Origin of the sequence: Salinigranum rubrum, from assembly GCF_002906575.1 — an archaeon.
GTDB classification, from domain to species: domain Archaea; phylum Halobacteriota; class Halobacteria; order Halobacteriales; family Haloferacaceae; genus Salinigranum; species Salinigranum rubrum.
This window is the reverse complement of record NZ_CP026312.1, coordinates 9,763-34,795: the sequence shown is the minus strand read 5'-3', so window position 1 is coordinate 34,795 and position 25,033 is coordinate 9,763. Positions and strand designations below refer to the sequence as shown.

The following is a 25,033-nucleotide window of genomic DNA, read 5'->3' as shown; positions in this document are numbered from 1 at the left end:
CGCTCGATTCGCAGAATAGCAGAGTGAACACAATTCGTTGGGAGCGATTCTATGACACGCTAGACTTTACTAATCAATCGGCCCCTTGCTGAAGCTGCTCGTATTTCTCCTCGAACCGGGATTCACACGAGGGACAACAGAACTGGTACAACTCCCCGTCGATGCGGGTCGCTGTACCCTCGCTATCGACTGTATTCCCACACTGTGCACAGGTGAGGGCGAACTCCGTCCCGCCGAGATCGGGCGACCAATCAGCGCCTGCTAGAAGCGTCACTCCGAAATCTGCGATTGCGCCGTCTTCGAGCGTGTCGTCGAGCCAGCTCGAAACGTCATTGTCCGGAACGCGTGCATAGACGACCAGATCGGCTTCAGCGGTGGTGAATACGTGTTCGACCGCGCCCTCGTCGAGCAGGACATCTTTGATCGACGCGACTCCCGGACTGTCCGAGGCGATATCCAGCGTCAGCAACACAGGAATCCCCTTCCGGAGTTGCGAGCGGTCGACATCGAGCGTGAATCGGTTGATGATGCCCCTCTCCTGCAGTCTCGCCACCCGATCCGACACGGCCGGTGCCGAGAGACCGACGGCGTCCGCGATATCACTGTATGGTCGACGAGCGTTCGACAGCAGGAGCTGGAGGATTTCCAGATCGGTTTCGTCGAGATCGCGCATAGTGGGCCAACGGCAACGAGTGACTAAAGCATCTCGGTGCTATCCGCTTTGATTCCAAACTTTGAATGGCCCTTGAATCGCTGCTTCGAAGGGAAAATCCGCATAAGAGTGGGGGTCGTACGTATTCGTGTATGTCGACGACCATCACCGTCGAGGGAATGACTTGCGGCCACTGCGAACAGACTGTCGAAGAAGCACTTCGAGAGGTAAGCGGTGTGACCGACGTGGCCGTTGACCGAGAAGCCGAACAGGCGAGCGTCGATGGCGACGCCGACGTCACGGCACTCGTTCAAGCCGTCGAGGACGCTGGATACACCGCCCACGCCTGAGACACGCCGGAACGAACGCCGACGAACGCCCCGCCGTTCTCGTTCGATTCCGACCCTCTCGATGGCACTGCGCAGTGTCAGGGTCTGGACAATACAATGAGAAACGGCATCAAACCCCACGACATGAGCAATCATCCAGACCACGGCCATTCCGAGGCTCCCAAACCGGAGCCTCACCCACCGCATCGATCCGAAGGATCCGTCTACTGTTGTCGAATTTGCCGGTTAGAAGCAGATGCTGGAGCGCGAGCAACAGCCCACGCGTCATCCGAGCAGCAGTCCCACCTCTCGGAGCACGAAGCTCACACTGCGGCGGATGAGGCCACCACGGAATCTGAACACCCGGACGAACACGCACAGCACGAGCACGAAGCCGAGCACGATCACCGCCAAGCCGAACCCGAACACACTCACCACGGAGACGCAACGCACGACCACGGGGCGAACGGTCACAAAGGGGGTTCACACGACGATCACGGAGCCCACACGGACCACACGGGCCATGAAGGGATGTTCCGCCGGCGGTTCTGGGTGTCGCTCGTCCTCTCGGTGCCAGTCATCTTCTTCAGCGAGTTCATCCAGGATGTCTTCGGGTACACGGCACCGACATTCCCTGGCAGCGCTTGGATCACGCCCGTTCTCGCGGTGATCGTCTTCGGATATGGTGGGGTGCCATTCCTCTCGATGGCCCGGACGGAACTCGAGAACCGTGAGCCGGGGATGATGATGCTCATCTCGCTCGCCATCACCGTCGCGTTCGTCTACTCGATCGGGAGTCTGTTCCTCCCGGGGACGACGCCCTTTTTCTGGGAACTCGTCACGCTGATCGACATCATGCTGCTGGGCCATTGGATGGAGATGCGGTCGGTCCGGCAGGCGTCCGGGGCGCTCGACGAGCTGGCGAAGCTCATGCCCGACATCGCCGAGCGCGTCACCGAGAGTGGGGACACGGAAGAGGTTCCTGTCTCCGAACTCGGCGAGGACGACGTCGTTCTCGTCCGTCCGGGTGCGAGTGTACCTGCGGATGGGGAAGTCGTCGAGGGGGAGTCCTCGGTCGACGAATCGATGATCACCGGCGAGTCTCGTTCTGTCGACAAGGAACCCGGGTCAGAAGTCGTCGCTGGTACGGTCAACCAGGACGGCAGCCTCCGCGTTCGCGTCACGAAGACCGGTGACGAGACGACGCTGGCAGGCATTATGCGACTGGTCGACGAGGCCCAGCAGTCCAAATCCCGCACGCAACTGCTGGCCGACCGGGCAGCTGGCTGGCTGTTCTACGTCGCACTCGGCGTCGCGGCGATTACGGCCGTTGCGTGGGTCGTCGCGGTCGGGTTCAACATCACCGTCCTCGAGCGCGTCGTGACAGTCCTCGTTATCGCGTGTCCACACGCCCTCGGCTTGGCCGTCCCGCTCGTGGTGGCAATCAACACCTCCACGGCTGCCCAGAACGGGATGCTCATCCGCGACCGTATCGCCATGGAGGAGGCCCGGAACCTCGATACGGTGATGTTCGACAAGACCGGGACGCTCACGAAGGGCGAGCAGGGCGTCGTCGGCGTCGAGACGGCAGGCGACTGGGACGAACAGCGGGCGTTCGAGGTCGCGGCGGGCGTCGAAGGTGATTCCGAACACATGATCGCTCGCGCTATCCGGAACGCCGCCGCCGAACGTGACATTCAACGGGCGAAGGTCTCGAGCTTCGAAAACCTCCGTGGCCTCGGCGTCAGAGCCACCGTCGAGTTGGAGCCGCGAAGCGGCTCCGAACAGGCGAGCGGGGAGCGCAGCGACCCGCGAGACGGCGAGACGGTCCACCTGGGTGGCCCCAACCTAATCGAGAAACTCGGCATCGACCGACCCGACAACATCACCGTCTTCGCCGAGGAAGCCGGATCGAACGCAGAGACAGTTATCTATCTGATTCACGACGAATCCGAGGTCGTCGCGGCGTTCGCGCTGGCCGACGTCATTCGGGAAGAGAGCAGACAGGCCATCGAGGCACTGCACGGGATGGGCATCGAGGTGGCGATGCTTACGGGGGACAGCGAAGACGTCGCGAAGGCCGTCTCTGAAGAACTCGGCATCGACCAGTACTTCGCTGAGGTGCTCCCGGAGGAGAAAGACACGAAGGTCGAACAGCTCCAGTCCGAGGGGAAACTGGTCGCGATGGTTGGCGACGGCGTCAATGACGCGCCAGCGCTCACCAGAGCTGACGTGGGCATCGCCATCGGCTCGGGAACCGACGTCGCCATCGAGTCGGGTGACATCATCCTCGTCGACAACAATCCCCTCGACGTGGTCCGTCTCATCAAGCTCTCGAAGGCGAGCTACCGGAAGATGCAGGAGAATCTCGTCTGGGCGACCGGCTACAACGTGTTCGCGCTGCCTCTCGCTGCGGGAATCCTCGCACCCATCGGGATTCTGCTGTCGCCGGCCATCGGTGCCGTGTTTATGTCGCTGTCGACGATCATCGTCGCAATCAACGCCCGCCGACTCCGGGGAGTCGACCTCTCGGCATGACGACGCTGATCGTCGGAGGCTACGGATCTGTCGGTCGCACGATAGCGGAAGAACTGGCCACTGCGCCTGACGATCCAAGCGCAGTGATTATCGCTGGTCGCGACGGGATCAAAGCGAACGCCGTCGCTGGTGAGTTCGGAGACCACGTCTCTGGTGTCGAGTTCGACTTCCAGGAGACGGATTCGTACACCCGTGTCCTCGAAGATCTGGACCAAGTCGTAATGTGCGTGGATCAGTCGGGGACAGCGTTCGTCGAGGCGTGTCTCGAACGGGGAATCGACTATATCGACATCACAGCCTCCGACGAGTTCTTCCGCAAGGTCGAACAACTCGACGATGTCGCGCGAGACAATGGTGCGACAGCGATACTGAGCGTCGGACTCGCACCAGGCATCACGAACCTGCTCGCGAAACGCATGGCTGACCAGCTGTCGACGGTCTCAGAGATCCGGATTGGCGTGCTCCTCGGCCTCGGGGAAGCGTTCGGTCCCGCGGCAAGTCGATGGACGCTCGAACGAATCGGTCGAGAGTTCGAGGTCCCCAGAGCGGGACACTCCGAATCTGTCCGTGGCTTTTCGAATCCAGAGTCGGTCGAGTTCCCTCGGTATGGCCGGCGGCGGGCCTACAGCTTCGACTTCGCGGATCAGCACGTCCTCCACCGAACGCTCGACGTGCCAGCCAGAACGTACCTGTGTTTCGACTCCCGAGCCGTCACCTCGGCTGCCTATGGGCTCTCACAGCTCGGGTTGTACCGACCAGCCGTCGAGGCGATTGGGCTCGACCGATTAACGGAACTCGTCTCGACACTCTCGGTCGGCGGGGACGGCTTTGCCGTGACGGTCGAGGTCGATGGGCAGCAGCATTCGACCGCGAAGACGCTGACGACGGCAGTCGACGGACGAGAACAGAGTCGAGTGACGGGTATCGTGGCGGCAACTGTGTCGTTGGCTACCCGGGATACGACGCTCTCTGATGGGGTTCACCACGTCCACGAGGTTCTCGAACCCGAGCCGGTTCTCGATGCCTTGCGAGAACATGGGTATCGTCTCACGAACAGCGAACAGATCCGGGAAGCGGGCACTCTCGTACGTTGAGGGCGTACAGTCCCTCCGTCTCCTTGCCCCTGTCGAAGCGTTGATAGAGCAGATCTGAAGTCAAAAGACGTTATCGAGACAGACGACCAGACGAGGTCAGGAACAGGATGATGAAGACGAGGGCGACTCCCAGACCAATCAGCGCATAGGTGAGGTCGACAGCAGCAAGCAGCGCCGTTCCGATAAGTGACGACGCAGCGAGTAACGCATAGCCGAGCGACAGGGAATCCTGTTGCTGCCTGCGAACGATGGCTTGGGTTCGCTCTTCCGCCCGTGCATCCAGCTCTCGTTCGAGCTTCGTTGGCAGGCGGAGTAGTGCCCAGAGCGACGCCTCAAGTTCACCCCGCATCTCCTCAAGTTTCATCCGGGCTGCTCGTTCCATGAACCCATGTTCGCGGAGGAATGTCTGTGCCGCAGCGAGGAAATCGAACTCCGGATCGAGCTGTCTGAGGACCCCTTCGCTGATCGAACCCACCCGGAGGACGAGCATGATGTCGGGCGGAATACGGAACGGAAATTCGTGGAGCATCCCGGTCACTTCGCTGATGATCTGCTGCCAGTTCACCGTCTCGCTGCCCTCCAAGTCCTCGATGACTAACTCGAGGACGTGCCCAACGGCGGCTCGATCAGCGTCAGGATCGAGCGCACCGAGAGCGACGAGTTCGTCAATGATTCCATCCACGTTTCGATTGACAGCAGCGAGATAGAGATTCACGACGCTGTTCTGCATCGCCGGCGTGAATCGACCACTCATCCCGAAATCGTAGAAAACGATACGTCCCTCCTCGTCGACGGCGAGGTTGCCGGGATGGGGATCCCCGTGGTACACACCGTGTTCGAGCCCCATCGTGAAGTACGCGTTCGCCACGTTTCGGGCGACCTCGCTCGGGTCGTGTCCATCGGCTTCGAGTTCGTCGACATCGGTGACCTTCGTCCCCTTAACGTAGGCCATAGTGAGCACACGTCCCGAGGAAACATCGTGGTAGACACGTGGGATGACGACCGGCTCGTTGCCGTCGCGTTCGAAGTTTGCCCGGATCTCCGCCATCATTCGGGCTTCCCGCTCGAAGTCGAGTTCCTCCAGAATGATGCGCTCGAAGTCGTCAGCCATGTTTCGGAGCGAAAACTGGAGGCGTTCCGGGGCAAGCAGCATCACCAGCGGGATGAGTCGGCGGATGATGCGAAGATCAGTTTCGATGAGGTCTTTGACGCCAGGTCGTCGAACCTTCACGACGACGTGGTCGCCCTGATACGTCGCTCGGTAGACCTGCGCCAGTGACCCACCTGCAATCGGTTCCGGATCGAAGTCATCGTAGGAGTGATAGCCGACATCATCTGCAAGCGCGGGGATCATCTCGCGGTACGGGCCTGTCGGAACCGCATCCTGGAGCGTGACGAACTCCTCGGCATACACCTGTGGGACGACATCGGGGCGAGTCGAGAGGACCTGTCCGATTTTCACGAACGTCGGCCCGAGGGCAAGCATTACGTCGCGAAGCTTGCGAGCCCGCTGTTCGTGCGCCTCACGAGAGATCGAACGGGAGCGTCCGAAGAACAAAAACCGACGCCGGTCGCGGAGGAAGAGAATCACAAACGGAACGAGTTTGCCCAGAATCCGGAAGAGTCGAAGAGAAAATCGAACCATCAGAGTCACCAGCGAATTCGCCCGTCGTTCCCTAATAGATACGTGTTGGCGGTGTTCCGAAATCATCATTCGGGTGGGCGCCGAATCGTTCTGATGAATGCCGATTGATCCGGTCTGTGGGATGGAACTCTCGCCTAGCGACGCCGTCGCTACTGTCCAGCACGGTAGGACGACGTACTATTTCTGTAGCGAAGAGTGTCAGCAACGGTTTGAAGAACAGCCAACAATATACACGGAGTAATCCAGCTACTGTTCCCACTTAAGGCCGGACGGAGTACGCAGTCTCACAACCAATTCTGAAAGCAGTACTGTTTTGCCTCCTGGTATCACAAAGACTCCCCACTGGAAATCTGGACAATGAGTCCACGTGGCGACGTTACGCGGTATCGTCGCAATAGACAGGTCGAAATCCTGCGTGAGAACTTCGAACCTTTATGTGGCGGACAAGAGAACTCCGCGATGGAATGTCTGACCTGATCGTCAAAGCGGCCGTCAAAGAGGGACTCGATGGACAGAACGTTGCAGCGGACTTCTACGACGCACTGGACGAAGAAGTTGCAGAACTCCTTGAGGACGCCGCTCGTCGTGCCGCCGCCAACGACCGGAAGACGGTCCAGCCCCGCGACCTGTAATCCGAGCCTTCGGCTGTTGGGGGAACCACCGGCTACCGTTGTGAGTGTACCCCCTCAAGCCGGGGCAGTGCTAACTTAGCGAAAAGGTTGGGGAGGTTTGGCTCCTGTTGGAGCTGATGAAAACCAACCTCCCCGAACTAACCGAAGTCTTAGACGAGATTGAATTTTTCGAGCGAGAGCGGACGGATCGCCACCTCGTCGAGCTGGCGATCCTGCTGTACAATTTCGGGGTGAGCTTCCGGAAGGTTGCGTGCGTTCTCGGATGGATCGGCGTCGAACGGTCGGACGTGGCGGTGTGGAAGTGGGTCCAGAAGTTCGGTCAACGACTCGGAGAGGCTGGTCGGCGGCCGGCCGCCGACCTGCCGGCTGTGCTGTTGATCGACGAGACCGTGATCACCCAGCGTGGGCAAGAGTTCACGCTGTTTGCGGCGGTTGATCCGGAAACGCGTCACCTCATCCACGCGTCGGTCGCGCCGTCGAGAAACTACCTGACAACACGGCGATTTCTGGTCGAAATCGCCGAGTTGTATGGACGAGCGCCGCCAATCGTGGTGACAGACGGGGCCAGCTACGGCCCCGTCTTCACCAGAATGGGTGTCACCCGTATCATTCGCCGCCATAGCGTGAGAAATCGAATTGAACGCTGGATACAGGAACTCAAACGCCGCATCGACACGTTCTACGCGTCGTTCACCGGTAACGACGTTGTCACCACGAACAACTGGCTTCGGCAGTTCGCGTGGGTCTGGAACGTTTGCCTAAGTTAGCGGTGCCCAAGCCGGTCAGTATACTCAATCCGGCCAGGATGGGTGTCATAGAACGATTCACAAGGTAGAGAACCCATGCGAATTCGTGGTGCATCTACCGAGAGGATGAGCACGCACACATCGCTCTTGCTGAGGTCTCTCGCGGTCGTTACCTCAACCAGACGATGTTCGGTCAGAAATCATTCTCATAGGTATTAGCCAAACAACTATTGCAACACCGTGTTTTGGTTGTAGCGCAATGGCTTATCCAGTTGAATGCGTCAACACCAGTGATTCCTCTGATTACGATGACTGCCGCTGCATCACGACCATAGGAATTCCGAGTAAGGGTGGTGGAACAAACACATACACACCTGAACGAATTCATGACCGAATCGAAGATGAAGACGAAGAATTCTATGTTGAGTACCAAGGGTCACGCACATATTTAGACGCGGTTCAAGATGGCAGTACGAAGTATGTCAGAACAGAACCAAATGACACTCCACAGGACAATCTTCTGAAACAGCCCAGTTGTTAGCGACAGAAACGACATTCATCGATGAACTCGGAAGGTATGTGAACAGTTTTGTCACTTTGTCCAGTCAGATATTAGCCACTCATGGAATCCCAGTTTGAGCGACTTCCTGCGGCAACCCTCCAGATCTCGTGCGGCGAGTCGACGCCTCTCGGTGATGGAACGGGGTTCCACTTCCACAGCGAGGACCTCGTCGTGACGAATGCACACGTTGTCGAGCCAGCAGTACACGGCTCCGTTCCCGTTTTCGCGCACACGGAATCCGGTGAAGAAGCGGAGTTATCTCTCCGTACGTACTCTCCGCCAGCGAACGCGGGCGGGCACGACTACGCGATTCTCGAACTCCAAGGGGATCTAGGCGACGACAGACTCACGCTTCACCCCCACACCACAGGTGTGACCCGAGGCGACGAGGTGCTCTTTGCCGGCTATCCGCATGGTATCGGCGATTTACTCGTGCATCACGCCCGCGTGTCCGGGCACGGTGATGCCGGGTTCTACATGGATGGGTCTGTCAACGGCGGGAACTCCGGCGGGCCGATCATCGATGCCGAAACCGGAGCAGTTGTTGGACTCGTCACGTACAAGCGGTACGTCGAACCCGACGACCTCCGCAGAGTCATTCGAGAACTTCGAGAGGTACGGGACGAAGCAGCGGACCGAACCGGATTTATTCACGAGCGGGGCGCCGACATGCAGAATCAAACCCGCGTGTTAGCCGAAACGTCGGAACTCCTCGAACAGGTACTGAAACACAATGCGAACTCGGGGATTGGTATCGGGAAACCAATCCATCACGCATCTCAGGCTATCGACGAGCTGAGCGACTGACGCCGTCATCGAGTTAGTGAGAGCGTGGTGGTTTATTAGGACCCCATCTCTATTTCTCGGGTACATGACTGATCCGAAGGAGACGATTGAGATCGAAAACGTGGTCGCCTCGACGGATATCGAGCAGGAACTCGATCTCGACCAGGTCGGGGAGGACCTCTCCGGTGCCGAGTTCAATCCGGAGCACTTCCCGGGGCTCGTATATCGCACGCAGGACCCGAAGGCCGCGGCGCTCATTTTCCGGTCGGGGAAGATCGTCTGTACCGGGGCGAATAGTGAGCAGGCGGTCAGAGACGCACTCGACATCGTATTCGAGGAATTGCGCGCCCTCGGGATTGCTATCGCGGAGACGCCGGCGATCGAAGTCCAGAACATCGTCGCAAGCGTCGATCTCGATCATCGGCTCAACCTCAACGCCATCGCCATCGGACTCGGGCTCGAACATATCGAGTACGAACCCGAGCAATTTCCCGGGTTGGTGTATCGGCTCGACGAGCCGTCAGTCGTCGCGCTGCTGTTCGGTAGTGGCAAAGCGGTGATCACCGGCGGCCAACACCCCAAAGAGATCGACCAGGCGACTGACACAGTCGTGACTCGACTCGATGACCTCGGCCTGCTCGAGTAAGACACGAACCGAGCAAAATGGGGCGGGTGATCGCGAGTTTCTAATCGACTCGGATTGGCCACCGTCGTCAGGGCTCGTGACGAGGTCTGTCGAAATCGCTACTCATTCGTGATCGACAGAGACATTCGTTCATCTCGGAAAGGCACTCGTCACTGAGGGATTCTATCAACTTCCCATAATGTTATCCCGTCTCTGTTCGAAGGCACCATCGATGGTTCGCTATTGCACGTCCCCAAACTGTCGTCGCTATGAGCACCCCCTCCCAGAGGACGCTGGCCAGTGCCCGGACTGTGGGTCGACCGAGCATCGACTCGACACGAACGTCCCGACTCACGTCTGTGCGGAGTGTGGTGCCCCGAATGCCGGTACTCACGGTGATTGTTGGGAGTGTGGCGCGAATCTGGACGACCAATCGAGGTCGATCAGACCGGACTAACCGAACCTCTCGTCGTGCCGGCGACTCGTGACAACGAGTCAGCTCTCTGGTGGCAGGGATGGATGCCACCCATTGAAGGCTACCGCGTTCTGACGGTCCAGTCGCCGTCGTCGAATTCGGCGACAGTATCAAACAACTGTATGATTGTCGTCACGGTCTGGTCATCGTGGGCTGTCGGATCGAGATGATAATGCGCAACTGCGCCTGCAGTCTCGATGCGACTCGTGAGGACGTGCAGAAACCGGAAAGCGAGATAGCAGTCGACGTGGTCGAGCAATGCAGTCACCGAGTGAAAGCACACGATAGTCTGCTGATCGGTCTCCTGCCACGAGTCGAGGATGCGCGTTACTGCGACCCCCAACGCGGTGAGATCAGCCGGATCGTGGACCGTCTCGATGAGAGACTCGGATGACTGCGTTCCCACAGATGTGGCTTGCGTGGCCACCGACCGTATCATGTCGCCCACTTTGACGATCTTCATCCGTGCTGGTTGAACTGTCTCCTCCCCAACCCGCCCGCACTCGTCGAGCGACCGGGTAAACTCGACATGCAATACGTTCGACTCTCTGTCATATGGGCCGGTGAGAAGCGTTCGACAGACCATCGTGTCGACGTCACTCGTTGCTGGCCCACAGAGCAGGGCATTCGACGAGGATCCAATCTGTTCGGAAAGTGATTCAGGTTGTTCCCTAGTGTGTCCATCCTCCGTTGTTCCCATCCGCGTGCCCTCCGTATTGTGCGATGAGTTACCAGCCGGTAGTATGAACCTTGTGATAGATACCCAACCGAGTATGTCGGTCCAGTGTCCGCACCCTATATAAGAAATCCTTCAACGCTCAGTAGAGGCGGCCACGAACGAGATCTAGGACGGTCGGGACCATTATGTACTGTACGGGAGAATCACCGAGAAATGTCACGTGCCAGCGCGCAGGAGTTGGTCACGTTCCTGCAGCACGAACTCGGGCCGCAGTTGCGGAGTGTCGCCTACTATGAGGAAAACGAGCGAGAGATCCTGTATGCCAGAGACGATGTCACCGAGCAGTACACGGACGAGCAAATCGAGCAAATCTTCCAGGATCTCTTTTTCGAAACCTGGGGACGGTTCCAGCAGGAGACGCTCTATGCCCACGGCAACCTCAACTCGATCGTTCGGTGTTTTGACGACGCCGTCGAGATGCACTTCCCACTGGGCGAGCTGTCGGGCGTGGCCGTCGCTGTCGACCCCGAGGCAGTCCCAGAACTCTACTCGATCACCGACGATTGTCTTGACCAGTTACACGGCAATGCTCCATCGGGCTGAGCTGTGCAGAGACATCTCAATCCTAGCAGCTAGTCGTGAAGGCTACACGACGGACATTTTACGCGTTGAGTAGGCCGAGGCGGATGCTTCTCATTGTCGAGGTTCTGTTTGCCGCCATAGTGGTGATAGAGTGCTGCCTCCCGCTTGTACGCCTGTTCGATGCTCTCCTCGAATTCGTACGCGAAGTGGCTGTAGGAGCTCGTGCTTGCCCAGTGGGTGAGTCGCTGACGAAGCGACTCCGTCGATCCGACGTAGCGAACTGGGCCACCACGGGAATTATAGAGGCGATAGACACCGATTCGTCTCGGGACGATTCGTTCGACGTTCGACCGAGTCAGGCTATGCGGTTTGCCCATACCCGACGTGGTGTGTGTCACTTGTTTAGTCTTTGGAGAACGAGGTGAACGTAATGGATGTTATTGCGAAAGCTTGGGGACAAACAGGATAGCTGGGGAGACGGGGAGCGAAGTAGGGGGCGGTTTTTTGTTGCACGAGAGGGATTGTACCGGTAGTGAGTCGTCACGATGTCCCGTCCCCTCACTCGTGATCTGGCTGGCTTCCTCGAAGAGAGAGCAGGGGACTATCTGCGAGCCGTCGGCCACTACACACAGGACTCGTACGAGATACTGTATCTGCGAGACGACATCCAAACGAAATATGCTGAAGATCAGATCGAGGAGATCGTCGAGGAACTCCGATGGGGAAGCTTCGCCAAATCTAATCAAGAAGGGTTGTACAACCTCGGTACGTTGAACTGTACGGTCCAGTGTTTTGATGAGGGCGTCGTCATGCAGTTCTTCCACGACGAGACATCGGGCGCACTCGTCAGCCTCGATCCCGAGGCAGCGAGTCAACTCCATCGCTTCGTCGGCGAATGCCTCCAGGAGATTCGAGAGGAGTACCCTCCCGAGTGAGTACTGCTCCAATCGATTGCCGACCCAGCATGGGAGCTGTCAAATTCCCGCAAAGATGTAGAGGCTAGTATCCTTGTTAATCACTCTCGGTCTGTGACTAATTCCGTAACCACAGCTAATGATGCAGAAATCGAGAATATCGAACAGGATCGACGGAAATGCCTCTATATAGTGTTAACCAACGATGTGGCCGCGATGTCACCATTGTTGGTTAATGACAACACGCTGATGGATTCTTCTGATTGAGATGACCATTCCAGCTCTAATTAGCAACAATCTCGTTGACCAGAAAATATTTATTTCACACTCAAATATTCAGCCAATATGTGCCGTAACCCAGTCGGTGCATACCCCAACTCGCACACATGATAACTCGTGCAGTCACCATCGAAGACATCGATGACCTGTACCTGAAGTGGAACGAGCACATCAACGCTTCGGCCCTCTATCGCCGCGCTCTCCGCGAGGAAATGGAGATCCGCGATGTTGACCCGAACGAGCTTCGTGACCTCTTCGAACGGGCCCGCGAGCAGGGCTACACGAAAGACGAAATCGTTGACGAGACCAATCGGTACGTCGATCTGAAGGCACTCGTCGAAGACGCAGACGCAGAGGAATAACTCGCTATGTCACAGGATAGTACCACTTCCGAGACAGCTCCGAATCGCGCCGACAGCCAGCCGACGGCGACGAACAGAGTCACCAGGCAGGCCGCGCTCACTGTCGTCCTCCTGAGCCTGTTCGCTGTGGACCCAGCCGCCGCACAGACAAACGCCGTCTGTAGTGCGGATAACCTCCCCAGCATGATCGAGGGGTTCTTCCAGCTCACCACTGGACTCGGCATCGTCGGCCTTGCCGTGGTCTGGCAGGCTGACTCCCTCATCGAGATGTTCACCATCACGCCAGAGCAAAAGAAGGGACTCAAGCGCCACAAGCGCTCGGCGATGAAGTCCACGGTCGTCCTCGTCGTCCTTGGCCCGCTGTACACGGTTGCCGGGTCGATGATGGGTCTCCCGCTGGCGCAGTGTGTTGATCTCGTCCCCTGGTAAGCCACTTCACAATCCCCGTTGCGAGCCCCTATGGAACAACGAGAGCTCTCCGTGCTCATGGCCGTCCTGTTCGTGACGAGTCTAGTCACGGGTATCGTCACGGCAAGCCCGCCACGGCCGGGTACGGAAGGAAATGGGCTCTCTGAGAACGAATCCGCGACCCTCTGGTCTCGCGATGCGGATGACTACATCAGTCAAGAGGAGTACCGCCAGCGCTACGGTGACGAGCGGACGGCTATCCACCAGCTCGCGAATGGGACGGATATTACGTTCAAGCGGCCGCCCGCGACTGCCGCAACGTGGACCCGAAACGATTTCGAGGACCTCGACGCCGGTGACTCGGATATGTCCGTTCATCCGCCCCACGCGTCGCTCGAAGATGGCGTGTTCATCGCGGACGCCCACGCAACCGTATTCGCGGTTCAGCCGTCGACGCGGGGCCACCTCGAGTCCGGCGAAACCCCGCTCTACATCGCACCGAATGGGACGATGCGCGGGTTCGTCGATTACCGCGTCCGTGTTCCAAACGGGAGCTCCTCGGGGAACAGAACTGTCGAGTGGTCGCTTACGAACCACGAGATTGAGGAAGTTCGGCTGCAGAAAGACAGGGAAACCATCGCGAGGACCGATGGATCGCACACGCCGGCCATCGACTACCAGATCGATGAGGACTGGAGCGCAACCCTCACGCTTGAGGCAGAGATCCACGTCCGGTTGAAGAAGACGATACGGACAAACGTGGGGAACAGCACCGACGTCGACGTCGTCTACCGTGAGGAGACGCGAAACGTCTCGGACTCGATCGATGTCGAGATCTACGACCTCTCTGCGTACCCCTACTACGCCGAGTACCCCAACGGCGATGCTGGCGTTGCCATCTTCCAGTCTCGGCCGTGGCAAGGCTACACGCTCACCGACGAGGGGAACGCGAGCGTACGCGGTGTCTGGCGGTTCTACACCGCCCGCAACACCAACTGGGACACGCTCGTCAGGTCGAGCCGAACCGACAGCGCCGAAGTCGAATCCGATGCGATCCCCGTGTACGTCCACGCGTATCCGTCCCGAATCGGACCACGTGCAGAACCCGTTCGCGACGGCCCGGAAATCATCGATACCTGGGGCACGGAATGGCCCTCTCCGCTGGGGACCATCGGCGAGAACGTCAACATCGAGGTCGTCAACCAGTCCTACGAGACGACGTACGGTGTCGCCGTCCGTGGCGAGAACGTCGACAAAGAGGCACTCCACGTCGCGGGCATCGTCCGCAGTGTGAACGCGTCTATCGTCGAACCCGACGCCGGTTCCGAGCGGCAGCTTCGCCGCAGCAATCTGAGCGTCACGGTCATCCAGCAGAACGAGAGCCAGGCCACGCTCAGGGTCGAGCTTCGGGACAACCAGACGGGCGCTCCGATTGCACTGAGCGACAGCGACCGGCGGTATCCCATCGGTAGAAGTCCCCGAGACGGGTACATCACCATCGCGAATCAGCGTGTCGAGACCAACGCATCCGGGGTGGCTCTCGTGACCATTGCTGAGCCAGGGATCTACACGGCGCGGTATCACCCCGGCTCGTGGCTCGGTCACAACCCGGCCTACGTGAGTGACACGGCAACTGCTCGGTGGCATCCACTCGGAACCATCGACGGCTGGTTCGCGTTCATTTTCGAGGTCGGTTGGCAGCTCATCCCATTCTTCGTGATGTTCTACGCCGGACACCGTCTCCTTCGAATGCTGGGTCCAGAAGACCTCTTCCAACGGAATCCATAGCCCATAACAATGAATCACCCACAGATCAGTCGCCGAAACGTCCTCCGAACAGTCGCAGGCGCTGCGCTCGCGAGCGTCGCTGGCTGTCTGAACAACGATGGAAGTTCCGGAACGCCTAGTGACGGTACCACCTCCCCAGTGAGTCAAGGGCCGCTCACGCGCATCGCCGTAGAGGGAACGACACTCGTCGTCGAGGTCTCCGAAGAGGCCGACATCGACCAGGTCAATCTCATCCAGCCGAACGGAGAGCTGTTCGGAAAGCGCGACGTGGCCACAGGAGCCCAACAGGTCTCGTTCGAGATCGGAACTGCGTATGCGCCCGGAGAGTACCGAGTGATCGCCCTGAAGGGTGAGGAGACTGTGGTCGAGACTTCCCTGTCCATCCAACCGAATCTCAGTATTGTAGAGATGGGAATCGGGAGGAATCAGCCGGACAAGATGTGGGATAGTTCGAGCGACAAAATTGCGGAAGAAGCATTCGTGACGGTCGAGAATCAGGGAAGCGGCCCAGATGCAATTACGAAACTGCTCTTCATCGGAGACGTCCCATATCCCTCGGATGAAGAAGGGACGAATTACGCCGATAACGACGATGTAAGTGGAATTTACGATCCTGAAACAGATTCAGAGATCGATGCGGTAGTCATAGAACCTGGGGAGCAGCTTACCCTGTACAGCTACCGATCGCCGTTTGCTTTTCTTCGAGGAGAGGGAACATCGTGTAAGAGCGAAGAGCAGTCTGGTGAGTTCGACCTCATTTTGGAAACACAAGTTGGAGCAGATAGGATCTCTAAGCCATATAACATTCAGTACTCCGCATCAGAACAGTTCGATAACTGTGATATCACAATTCGTGAGACATAGCTATGGTTGACCTAATTGATGTCGTCTTAGAGGGATTCAAAGATGTCGTCGATTGGGTGATTAGCCTCTTCATGGAGGGGCTGAACACCGGTTATGAGACCCTCACAGCGGAGATGTTCGGAACACCTACGCCTGAAACAGAGGGAGCGTTTGTCTTCGGTGCCCCAACAAACGGGGCCTGGCCAGCAATCCGCGATGCCTTGGTCGGTGGTGAGATAATGCTGATTTCACTGCTTCTTCTGGTGATGTCCGTCCAAGGTCGACATACAATTCGCATTTTCAATGTCGGGAGTGCATATGAGGCAAGACGGACAAAGAAGACCGCGTGGATTGGAGCGTTTCTCATCATCAGTTGGTACTGGATGAGCGTTCTGGGGCTCTACTTGGTTGACGGATTCACAATCGCCCTCATGCCGAGTCTAAGCTCGCTGGGTGATGCGATGCTAAACTTCCTCAAGGAGTCGTTGACTAACCCGGGACTCAGCCTTCTGTTTGCTGTTATAGGTGGTCTCTCGATGTGGGCGCTTGAAGCACTGTACTACATTCGAGAGGTTCTCCTCTACGTCTATGTGTATGGGATGCCGATTGCGTTCGCCCTCGCTTACGGAAATATCCCGGTTCTTTCTGACATCGCTATGGGGTTTTCCAAACGATTTGTGCCTCTCGCAGTTCTTCCGCTTCCAGCAGCAGTCGTGTTCAAAGGATATGATCTACTCTACTCGGAAGGAGCTCTCACCCCTAACAGCTCATTTCTGAAGTACCTAGTAGCTGCGTCGCTACCCCTGATTGCGCTTTACCTCACGTGGAAGACGTTCAAGTACGCAACTCCACTGACCGCCAAGGTCGTGGGCGGAGCAACGAAAGGGGCGGCCCTTATTGGCGGTGTCGCTGCTGGCGCGTACGTCGGCGGCGCTGGCGTCGCGACGACCGCAGCGCGGTGGGGGCCAAAAGCCGCTGCTGGTCATGCCGTCGCCCAGAAAGCAGCTGCTCGTGGAGGCCACGGTAGCGAGAATGGTGGAACTCCATCGTACCGCCGAACCGAGAACGATCCGAGCGGAGCCACTGCGGATGCGACGAGTGACGAACGCGGGATGGAGTTTGATCGAGGAATCCACTAACAATGTCAGCAGATCAAGACGCAGCCGCACGGCGCATCATGGACCAGTTCGGCGAAGAGAGTCGCATTCCCTACCTCAACATCGAGGAGGGAGACGTCGGCGTGCTCATCGCCTTCCCGATCATCGGCCTGTTCATCGCTGGCCTCACCGGGATCGAGTCGCTTGCCCTCCCGTTCATCGCTGGCGGGCTCGGCTTTGGCGTCGCCGTCATCTATGTCTCCCCGACCCATCTGAACGCCTGGACGTGGACGAAAGACGTCTATCGCTACTTCAAACGCCCCCAGATGACGTTCAGTGCGCCCGACGAGGCCGACAGCAGCACGAACGAGACAGCGCGGAACGAGGGCGGCCTCGCGAACTACACGCCATTCAAGCCCGACGAACGAACGCAGGACCTCACGAACGTCAAGCGAGCGTGGCCCGGCGCTGGTGCCATCCAACGCGAGGATGGCGCGATGGAGGCGTTCATCGAGATCGACCCGGCAAACATGGACTTCGCGATGTCCGACGACTGGGCGCAACTCCAGGACGCCGGAGAAGAATTTGCTAACAAGGAACTCGACTCGAAGCTCAAACTCCACGCCACAACCCGATCATTTCCGGTGGAACAAATCACGGAGAACATCGAAGACCGCCTCACCGACGAGGACGTCAAGGCGAATCCGATCTTTCGCGAACTACTCGAGGAGTACCGCGAGACGCGTCCGAAGGAGATGCGCGACCGGGGTATCCAGCAGGTGCGCTACTACATCGGCGTCGAGGTCACGCCACTCGAAGTCTACGACCGATTCCGGGACGAGGGGACACCGGCCGAGAAGCTGACGCAGTTCCCCGTCATCGGGTTCCTGTTCAACCCGTTCGTCACCCGCCGTGAGAACCTCACCGATGTCGAGCGCCGCGCCCAGATGTTCGAGAAGCTGGACAGCCGCGTCAACGATGTTCGCGCCGAGTTCATCCAGCAGGCGTCCGGCTGGTCTGCTCGTCGGCTCTGTACGGTCGAACTGTTCGTCCTGAACATGGACTTCTGGAACGGGAGAGAGCACGACTACGACGAAGCAGAGCGTGTTGTTCGCGAGCAACCGATCATCGGCCACTCGCGCCGGGAGGATGAGACCAATGCATAGCGTCGTCCTGCAGGCGGGTGGCGGGCCCCTCACCCAGCTCACAGAGTGGCTACTGAATCCAACGTCGCCCGAAGGTGCGGCGAGTTACCTCCTGTTGGTCGTGGTCCTCGGAGTCGTCGGAAAACTCCTCTGGGACCGCCACACCGCCGACGACGAACCCGAAGTGGACTTTTCGGACGTCCTCGACGAGGAGACGCTCGAAGCGGGTCAAGCGGAGGGACAGCTCCTCGACGACATCTCCGAGTCTCACAAGACGGTGACCGCGCCGGCAGCCATCGAGTGGGAGACACGAGCCGCTCGGGTTGGTGAGCAGTGGACGACGACGCTGTACATCGCTGACTACGCCGACTACCCGAACGACGGCTATCTGAGCGACCTCTTCGAGCTTACCGACGTCGAGTTCGGCCTCACAGCGCACATCACCCCGAAGAACCAGCAGCGGGCACGGAACGAACTGCAGGACATCGCTGACGACCTCCAGGTTGACGCGGATCTGGAACAGAGTGTCCGCAGTGCGTACCTCCAAGAGCGGGCAAACGAAGCCGCTGCGACGTACAAGGCCGTCGAGAGTGGCGCGAACGTCTTCGACCAGGGGATGTTCGTCACGGTCCGCGCCGACGACAAGGACGGCCTCAGGGACTCAGTCCAGAAGGTCAAGAGCGCCCTCCGCGACGACCCAGCAAACCTCACGCCGAAGACCGCGATCTGTCGGCAGGACCTCGCGCTGCAGTCGGCTGCTCCCATCGGAGACAACGTATTCGGGCGCGAGTCAATCGCCCTCGGTGGAGCCGTTGGCGCACTCCTTTCGTCGCCGCATAACGCGACCATCCTCGAAGAGGGCGGAGTCGAGTTCGGAATCCACAAGGACAACCAGAGTCCCGTCGTCATCGACCCGTTCGCCCGTGACAACGGGTATGCGATGTTCACCGTCGGCGATACTGGGTCTGGGAAGTCGTTCGGCTCGAAGCAGAACTTCATCCGCTCTATCGAGCAGAGTAAGGACCGCATCGGCATCATTCTCGAACCGCTCAACAACTGGGCAGGCGTCTCCGAAGCACTCGGAGCGAAACGCATCACCGTCGGTGGGACACTCGGGCTGAATCCCCTGGAGATCCGCCAGACGCCCGACCACGTCCAGCGAGCGATGGGCGAGGACGCGAGCCCGTTCAACGAGAAGCTCGACGACGCCATGAGCTTCCTGACGAACTTCTTCGCACTGCGTGGTATCTCGCTCGGTGACCGCCGGACAACGCTCGAACTCGGCCTCAAGCGCGCCTACAAGCGCAACGACATCACCGACGATATCTCGACGCACAGCAATCCCAGTCCGACCATCCGAGACATGATGGACGTCTTCGAGGACATGGTCGACGACCCAGAGTCGTTCGTGGTTCGGTCCGACGAAGAGGCTGGGAAGATCCGCGAAGACGCGACGTGGCATCTCGACCAGCTTCGCCCCTTCGAAGAGGAGGGTCGTCACGCTAATCTCGGGAAGTCCTCGGAGTTCGACATCCGTGACGAGAAGGTCATCTACCTCGACCTTGCACAGCAGGAGGGCAGCGTCGACAGCAGCACGGCGCTGACGATGCAGTTGCTCATATCGCTCGTGTACGAGCGGGCGAAGGAGACTGACAAGGAGGTCGTGTTCGTCATCGACGAGGCCCGGTACATCATGCAGGACGCCGCGAGTCTGGCGTTCCTCGAAACAGTGTTCCGACATCACCGCCACCACGATCTCTCGATCCGGCTGGTCACCCAGACCGTCGACGAATTCTTCGAGCACCCCGAGTCCGAAGCGATTCTCGACCAGTGTGCGGTCAAGCAGTTCCATCAGCTGGACGGAATGGACGAACAGTGGGCGAACGAGTTTGGGCTGAACTACGCGCAGATGCGATTCGTTCAGGATGCCGTCCCCGGAAACGAGGACGCCGGGTTCTCGGAGGCACTCGTCGGCGTCGACGGCGAGTGGCGGGGGATCCAGGTCAAAGCAATGCCCAAGGAGAAGCAAGTCATCGACTTCGAACCGACTGAGCAGCGGCGGTCTTCACTCCCCGGCGCTGGCGAGGAGGCAGTCGATACGGACGTACAGCAGTTCCGTGAAGAGCTGGAACAGCAGGCCACGAACGGACAGTCGAAAGAATCCGAACCCGCCTCTGCGAAACCTGATGGCGGGGCGATGGAGGGGGAGGACGATGCGTGAGTATCTCCGAGTCACGCCAACATCCGAACGGCTCGATCCGGAGGGCATTCCGCAGGTACTGGAGAGTCTCCACAAACTGGCGTCAACAGCGTCCACGGGGCTTGTGGAGAAACTGAATCCACTGCATAGTGAGACACCCCCTCGGTTCGAGTTCCTCGCGCTTAGCGAGGGTGCAGACGAGCCAGTCGAGTTCTACTACGGTGCCGACAAACACCTCGATACCCTTGCAAAGCGTCTCCGGTCGATCTATCCCGAGACGTTTGACATCGAACACGTCGAGATTGACGTCGCATCACGTCTCGTGCAACCTGTCGAATTCGACCGCGAGGCGTTCGTCGACCACTATGAAGCGGGTCAACTCCAGCATGAGTTCGGTCCTGACGAGCGATACGAACTGCCCTCGGACAACGAAACTCAGGCGACAGCCGACAGCGACTCGCTCGCGGATGGCGGTGCAGTGGTCGATCCGTCTGCTGACCACATCATTGACGTCGGGGATACAGCCCTCGAACTCGCGCCGTCGAGTGCGATTCCCGTAGATGAGCCGCTCACGACGCTTGCAAAACCAACAGTGACCGCCGAGGGAACGATACTCGCCCGTCCCGCGACCGATACCGTCTCGCCTCTCGGCGTGCGATGGCAGGGGTCGGCCGCCCGGAAGAAAGACTGGATGACGTCACTTGCGCCGTTCACTGCCGACACTACGGAGGAGGCAGTTCCGGCCGTCGACCAGCCTGGGAGTGCGCTCGCATCGCTCGTCGACCACCTGGTGGAGGCGACCAACCCCGTCGCGTTTCAGGTCGTCTTCCAGCGGCGAGAGAGCTGGCAGTCCGATGCCGAGCTTCGCAAGGAGGACGTCGTCGACGGACGGGATACTCTCGCCCAGGAGATGATTGGGTCGCTCTTCGAGTTCGATGAGCGGTCGGAGAGCCGAGACAGAAACCAGCTGAATGACGCAGTCGCAAAGCGTGTCGAAGCAATCGAGGCGAAAAACGCCACGCGGTCGTTCACTGCGAACATTCGGGCAATCGGTGTTCCGCACGATGACGCCGGGCGTGACGACCTCGATGAGCGGATGCAGTCACTTGCTCCGGTCTTCGACCCACTCGACGGGCCGTACTACGAGGTCGAGGCTGAACGGTTACGTGCTAGTGGCTTTCGGGCGGCCAAGAAGGAAAAGAACGCACGAGCGGCGCTCCAGCGGCTGCTGGACCGCGAGATCACGACTGGCCGTGGGAAGACACGACCGGAGTTCGTCCTGAGTGGCCGAGAGCTCGCACACTTCGTGCTCGTGCCTTCCTCGGAACAGCTTACCGTCGAAGGGACACGGGGCACGCGCGCAGAACAGCAGAGCCGGAATCCACTACCACGACCCCACCAGGACCTCATGACCGAGTTCCGTGACGGGATGGCCATCGGCTACGCTCTCGATGACAACGCCGAGGCCGAAGACGAGTCGACACATATCCCGCCTCGACTCCTTCCCACCCACTACGGTCGGTTTGGGACGACTGGCTCCGGGAAGTCGAAAGCCCTGATCAACGATATACTGTCGCTGTACGAGAATACCGAGGGGCCGACCATCCTCATCAATCCGAAGAACGACGACATGGCCCAGAACTACATGCGGGCTCACGCACGCCGCTTCGGAATGACCGACCTCGCGGAGAACGTCGTCCACTTCCCGCTGCCAGACGTGCTTCCTGGCTTCTCGTTTTTCGATCTCGAACCGTCGATGCAAACGGGCCGTCGCCGCGAAGACGCCGTCCAACGGAAGGCCGACCACTACGAAGAGATTCTAAAGCTCGTTATGGGGAGCGACCGTTACGAGCGGGCGACTGTGGCCCCGACGCTGATCAAGACACTCATCAAGGCGCTGTTCGACGAGGAACACGGTCGGGAGAACGGGCTGTACCGAGAGTCGACGGGCTACTTCGCCCACCGACAACTGGAACACGCCGTCGATCAATTCTGGGCTGCCGGGCCGCCGAACGCGAACATCGGTGACGCCCCGCGGTCGAGCGACGAGGAAGTTACCCGGACGATCCGACGACAGCTCCAGTTGGACTCGAACACCTTCGCGAACGTGATGGGTGGTGTCGGGAACCGCCTCGCGTACATTTCACAGGACACCCACCTGCGGCAGATTTTCAACAACACCGAGAACCAGTTCGACTTCCGGGATCTCCTCGACGAGAACACGGTCATCCTCTTCGACCTCGGCGACCTCCGCGACGAGGCGGCCCGGATCATGACCGGCGTGATTCTGACCAATCTCGATGCTGCCCTCAAGGATCGCAAACAGGACCTCTCCCAGTATCCGGACGACTACGTCGTGAACCTGCTCGTCGACGAGGCCGCGTCGGTCGTGGTCTCCGACATCATGAACGACCTCCTCGAGAAGGGACGGGGCTTCCGCCTCTCTGTTGGACTGTCGATGCAGTTCCCCGAGCAAATGGAGGCCGAAGGCGGCCGGAAGATCTACCTGAACGCTCTGAACAACATCGGGAGCTCACTCATCGGGAAGATCAACGTCGACCGCGAACTGGCCCGAGCGATGGCCCACGAGGAGATGGACCCCGCTGATTTCGCCAACCGAATTCGCGCGTTGCCCCGTGGCGAGTGGATCGCCAGTCTGCCGAGTCCGGCGTTTGGTGAAACCGGGCCGTACCCGTTCAGTCTCAAACCGCTGCCGATTCCACCGGGTCATCCCGAGAGCGAACAGCCGCTCACTGCACGCGAAGAAACACAGTTCGAGGAAACGCTCTCTGTGATGCACGAGCGCGTCAACGACGACTACGGCGTGTGTGAGGAGACAGACGCTCCACAGACGAGAACCCCCACAGAACTAGGCGAGGTTCTGAGCGTCACTGACGAGGCGCTGGACGTTGCAATTGCGAAGGTGGTTCGGAGTCTCCAGCTTCGAGAAGGGAATCGTGACGAGAACGGGTGGGTGGCCGTCGAAGCGGTCGACGACGAACTCAGACGGCTCTTCGATGACGTCGACGCCGAGCCACCGTCGTATGATGCACTCGCGGACATCCGCAACCGCTCACGTTATCTCGATACGACCGTCGACATCGACGCCGACGAACTCGTTATCCGACTGACCGAGGCAGGTGAAGACGTGGCGACACCCGAGACCGGGAACGTCCAAGCCGCCGGGGGCAGTGAGCACGACAGCGCGCTCCTCCAGATTGAAGAAGAACTCGCGGCGCTCGGATTCACCGTCTCAATCCTCGCACAGGATGGCAGCGAGAAGCCAGACGCGAAGGCAACGCATCCCGAGTGTGATGACCGATTCGCTATCGAGGTCGAGACGACAACTCCCGAGAACCCGGCAAAGATACTCACGAATCTCCGGAAAGCTCAGGAGGCAGGAGACATCCCGTTGTTCGTCGTTCGATCTGGGAAGAACGAAACGGACTGGGCTGAGCGAGTCGAAGGGATCCTCACACCACCAGTTCGGGAACTCCAGAACGGCGAGACTCGGTTCTATACGACTGACTCGAACGTCACGTTCAACGGCGGGGCGACCGAGAAGAGTGGTGTTACAGCAGTTCGACCGGCGAGCGACGACGAAGCTAGTACCCAGAATATCTGGCAGCCTGATGGGGACGAAATCGTCCTCCGTGATAGCAAGGGAACGGAACACATCCGCCTTTCGTCGCTTGGGAAGCTATCGAAGGATCGTGTCCCGGCTGTCTATAGCTACGATCACGCTGCCGACGAATACGTTGTTCACGAACACGGAGAACGCCATGTCTACGAGTCGAAATCGGCATTCGAATCCGAGTGGGTGCGGATCAAGCAGCCATTCATCCCCGAAGAGGATCTTTCCATACCAGACTACGAGCGTTCAACGTACGGCGTCGTCATCCTTCACGATGAGGCGGAGTCGGTCGTGTATGAAGACAGCGAGAAGCAGCCCCTCTCGGCACTCACTGAGGACACGCTCCACCCAGCGTCGACCGAAGCAGCAGCTGCTGAAGAACCAACTGGCCAGACTGCCCAGTTGGATAACACGGTTGGGGGAGAACAGAATGAAGCGTCTCCACCGTCGTTCGAATCGTTCGTCGACGAATATCTGGTCGAAGACCCGGATGAGGCCGTGCCGAAAGACGACGTCTTCGACATCTACACCGATTGGGCCGACGAACATGGCATCGACGACCCGCTAAATAAGAGCTGGTTCACACGGAAGCTCAACACCCACATCGAGGTGGACTCCACGAAAAAGCGAATCGAAGGCGACCCCGTATGGCATTACACTGGTGTTCGCATCCGCTCTGGAGAGGATTCTCAGTTATGAACAGGACGTATACAGGCCAATGCTCCGTACCATCTCGGAACTTCGAGAGCTGTTCCACCCAAGCGGAACCATCTCCATCCCATCGAACAGGCACCTCGAAAATCACCCGGCGGCAGCATGTTCCACCCAATCCCCGAATGGGTGTAACACCAACGCTACACTCAAAATGGGTGGAACACGTTCACGTCCGGCGGTTTCCAGCCATTCGTCGTGGGTGTTCCACCCAAAAACCAACTAGTATAGAACGGGGGGTCCCCGTTGGGACCAAGGGATTGGATCGGGAGGCGGAAGGGAGTGCATTCTGTCCGGGCTCGAATCG

At 59.0% G+C, this 25,033-nt stretch carries 22 protein-coding genes; 18 read left to right on the top strand and 4 right to left on the bottom strand.

Annotated features, from left to right (window positions below; all coding sequences use genetic code 11):
* Window positions 1–73 precede the first annotated feature (73 nt).
* Window positions 74–673 carry an AsnC family transcriptional regulator gene (locus tag C2R22_RS23340; RefSeq protein WP_103428160.1) on the bottom strand — a complete coding sequence of 200 codons (600 nt, stop codon included), beginning with the start codon at window positions 671–673 and terminating at the stop codon, window positions 74–76.
* Between the two features lie 131 nt (window positions 674–804).
* On the opposite strand from C2R22_RS23340, the gene C2R22_RS23335 reads away from it, so the two are divergent.
* Window positions 805–1,002 carry a CopZ family metallochaperone gene (locus C2R22_RS23335; RefSeq protein WP_103428159.1) on the top strand — a complete coding sequence of 66 codons (198 nt, stop codon included), beginning with the start codon at window positions 805–807 and terminating at the stop codon, window positions 1,000–1,002.
* 264 nt (window positions 1,003–1,266) lie between these two features.
* On the opposite strand, the gene C2R22_RS25450 is transcribed toward C2R22_RS23335, so the two are convergent.
* Window positions 1,267–1,410 carry a hypothetical protein gene (locus C2R22_RS25450; RefSeq protein WP_162562644.1) on the bottom strand — a complete coding sequence of 48 codons (144 nt, stop codon included), beginning with the start codon at window positions 1,408–1,410 and terminating at the stop codon, window positions 1,267–1,269.
* A 102-nt stretch (window positions 1,411–1,512) separates the two neighbouring features.
* Between C2R22_RS25450 and C2R22_RS23330 the strand changes: the two genes are divergently transcribed.
* Both C2R22_RS23330 and C2R22_RS23325 read left to right on the top strand, forming a co-directional pair.
* The gene (locus tag C2R22_RS23330) at window positions 1,513–3,519 is read left to right on the top strand and encodes a heavy metal translocating P-type ATPase (RefSeq protein WP_103428158.1); all 2,007 of its coding nucleotides are present in this window, start codon (window positions 1,513–1,515) and stop codon (window positions 3,517–3,519) included.
* Window positions 3,516–4,613 (top strand): saccharopine dehydrogenase family protein, encoded by a 1,098-nt coding sequence (locus tag C2R22_RS23325; protein WP_103428157.1) that lies wholly within the window; start codon window positions 3,516–3,518, stop codon window positions 4,611–4,613. Before C2R22_RS23330 ends, C2R22_RS23325 begins: the two co-directional genes overlap by 4 nt.
* Before the next feature lie 70 nt (window positions 4,614–4,683).
* On the opposite strand, the gene C2R22_RS23320 is transcribed toward C2R22_RS23325, so the two are convergent.
* A complete protein-coding gene (locus C2R22_RS23320) occupies window positions 4,684–6,258 on the bottom strand; it encodes an ABC1 kinase family protein (protein ID WP_245903120.1) in 1,575 nt (524 codons plus the stop codon).
* Between the two features lie 97 nt (window positions 6,259–6,355).
* Here C2R22_RS23320 and C2R22_RS23315 point away from each other — a divergent pair, with 97 nt between their 5' ends.
* The 5 genes from C2R22_RS23315 (at window position 6,356) to C2R22_RS23290 (ending at window position 9,630) form a co-directional block, all read left to right on the top strand.
* Window positions 6,356–6,499 carry a YHS domain-containing protein gene (locus tag C2R22_RS23315; protein WP_103428155.1) on the top strand — a complete coding sequence of 48 codons (144 nt, stop codon included), beginning with the start codon at window positions 6,356–6,358 and terminating at the stop codon, window positions 6,497–6,499.
* A 223-nt stretch (window positions 6,500–6,722) separates the two neighbouring features.
* A complete protein-coding gene (locus C2R22_RS23310) occupies window positions 6,723–6,890 on the top strand; it encodes a DUF1931 family protein (RefSeq protein ID WP_103428154.1) in 168 nt (55 codons plus the stop codon).
* Window positions 6,891–7,006: 116 nt separating this feature from the next.
* Complete coding sequence (locus C2R22_RS23305) at window positions 7,007–7,657, top strand: IS6 family transposase (RefSeq protein WP_103428153.1); 651 nt, start codon at window positions 7,007–7,009, stop codon at window positions 7,655–7,657.
* 601 nt (window positions 7,658–8,258) lie between these two features.
* Entirely contained in the window at window positions 8,259–9,005 is a 747-nt protein-coding gene (locus C2R22_RS23295) for a S1 family peptidase (RefSeq protein WP_103428151.1), read from the top strand.
* A 64-nt stretch (window positions 9,006–9,069) separates the two neighbouring features.
* Window positions 9,070–9,630, top strand: coding sequence for a TATA-box-binding protein (locus C2R22_RS23290; protein ID WP_103428150.1), 561 nt, complete (start codon window positions 9,070–9,072; stop codon window positions 9,628–9,630).
* Window positions 9,631–10,145: 515 nt separating this feature from the next.
* Here the strand turns inward: C2R22_RS23290 and C2R22_RS25445 are convergent.
* A complete protein-coding gene (locus C2R22_RS25445) occupies window positions 10,146–10,784 on the bottom strand; it encodes a DUF7504 family protein (RefSeq protein ID WP_162562642.1) in 639 nt (212 codons plus the stop codon).
* A gap of 192 nt (window positions 10,785–10,976) precedes the next feature.
* On the opposite strand from C2R22_RS25445, the gene C2R22_RS23280 reads away from it, so the two are divergent.
* The 10 genes from C2R22_RS23280 to C2R22_RS23235 all read left to right on the top strand — a co-directional run bounded on the left by C2R22_RS23280 (window position 10,977) and on the right by C2R22_RS23235 (window position 24,714).
* Window positions 10,977–11,366 carry a hypothetical protein gene (locus C2R22_RS23280; RefSeq protein ID WP_103428148.1) on the top strand — a complete coding sequence of 130 codons (390 nt, stop codon included), beginning with the start codon at window positions 10,977–10,979 and terminating at the stop codon, window positions 11,364–11,366.
* 524 nt (window positions 11,367–11,890) lie between these two features.
* A complete protein-coding gene (locus C2R22_RS23275) occupies window positions 11,891–12,280 on the top strand; it encodes a DUF7522 family protein (RefSeq protein ID WP_103428147.1) in 390 nt (129 codons plus the stop codon).
* Window positions 12,281–12,645: 365 nt separating this feature from the next.
* The gene (locus tag C2R22_RS23270) at window positions 12,646–12,900 is read left to right on the top strand and encodes a hypothetical protein (protein ID WP_103428146.1); all 255 of its coding nucleotides are present in this window, start codon (window positions 12,646–12,648) and stop codon (window positions 12,898–12,900) included.
* Between the two features lie 6 nt (window positions 12,901–12,906).
* Window positions 12,907–13,329, top strand: coding sequence for a hypothetical protein (locus C2R22_RS23265; RefSeq protein ID WP_103428145.1), 423 nt, complete (start codon window positions 12,907–12,909; stop codon window positions 13,327–13,329).
* Between the two features lie 30 nt (window positions 13,330–13,359).
* Entirely contained in the window at window positions 13,360–15,096 is a 1,737-nt protein-coding gene (locus C2R22_RS23260; RefSeq protein ID WP_103428144.1) for a hypothetical protein, read from the top strand.
* A gap of 9 nt (window positions 15,097–15,105) precedes the next feature.
* Window positions 15,106–15,960 carry a hypothetical protein gene (locus tag C2R22_RS23255; protein WP_173862848.1) on the top strand — a complete coding sequence of 285 codons (855 nt, stop codon included), beginning with the start codon at window positions 15,106–15,108 and terminating at the stop codon, window positions 15,958–15,960.
* A gap of 2 nt (window positions 15,961–15,962) precedes the next feature.
* Window positions 15,963–17,078 carry a hypothetical protein gene (locus tag C2R22_RS23250; protein WP_103428142.1) on the top strand — a complete coding sequence of 372 codons (1,116 nt, stop codon included), beginning with the start codon at window positions 15,963–15,965 and terminating at the stop codon, window positions 17,076–17,078.
* Between the two features lie 2 nt (window positions 17,079–17,080).
* Window positions 17,081–18,202, top strand: coding sequence for a hypothetical protein (locus tag C2R22_RS23245; RefSeq protein ID WP_103428141.1), 1,122 nt, complete (start codon window positions 17,081–17,083; stop codon window positions 18,200–18,202).
* Window positions 18,195–20,402, top strand: coding sequence for a VirB4 family type IV secretion system protein (locus C2R22_RS23240; protein WP_103428140.1), 2,208 nt, complete (start codon window positions 18,195–18,197; stop codon window positions 20,400–20,402). Before C2R22_RS23245 ends, C2R22_RS23240 begins: the two co-directional genes overlap by 8 nt.
* Window positions 20,395–24,714, top strand: coding sequence for a type IV secretory system conjugative DNA transfer family protein (locus tag C2R22_RS23235; RefSeq protein ID WP_103428139.1), 4,320 nt, complete (start codon window positions 20,395–20,397; stop codon window positions 24,712–24,714). Before C2R22_RS23240 ends, C2R22_RS23235 begins: the two co-directional genes overlap by 8 nt.
* Window positions 24,715–25,033: the final 319 nt, after the last annotated feature.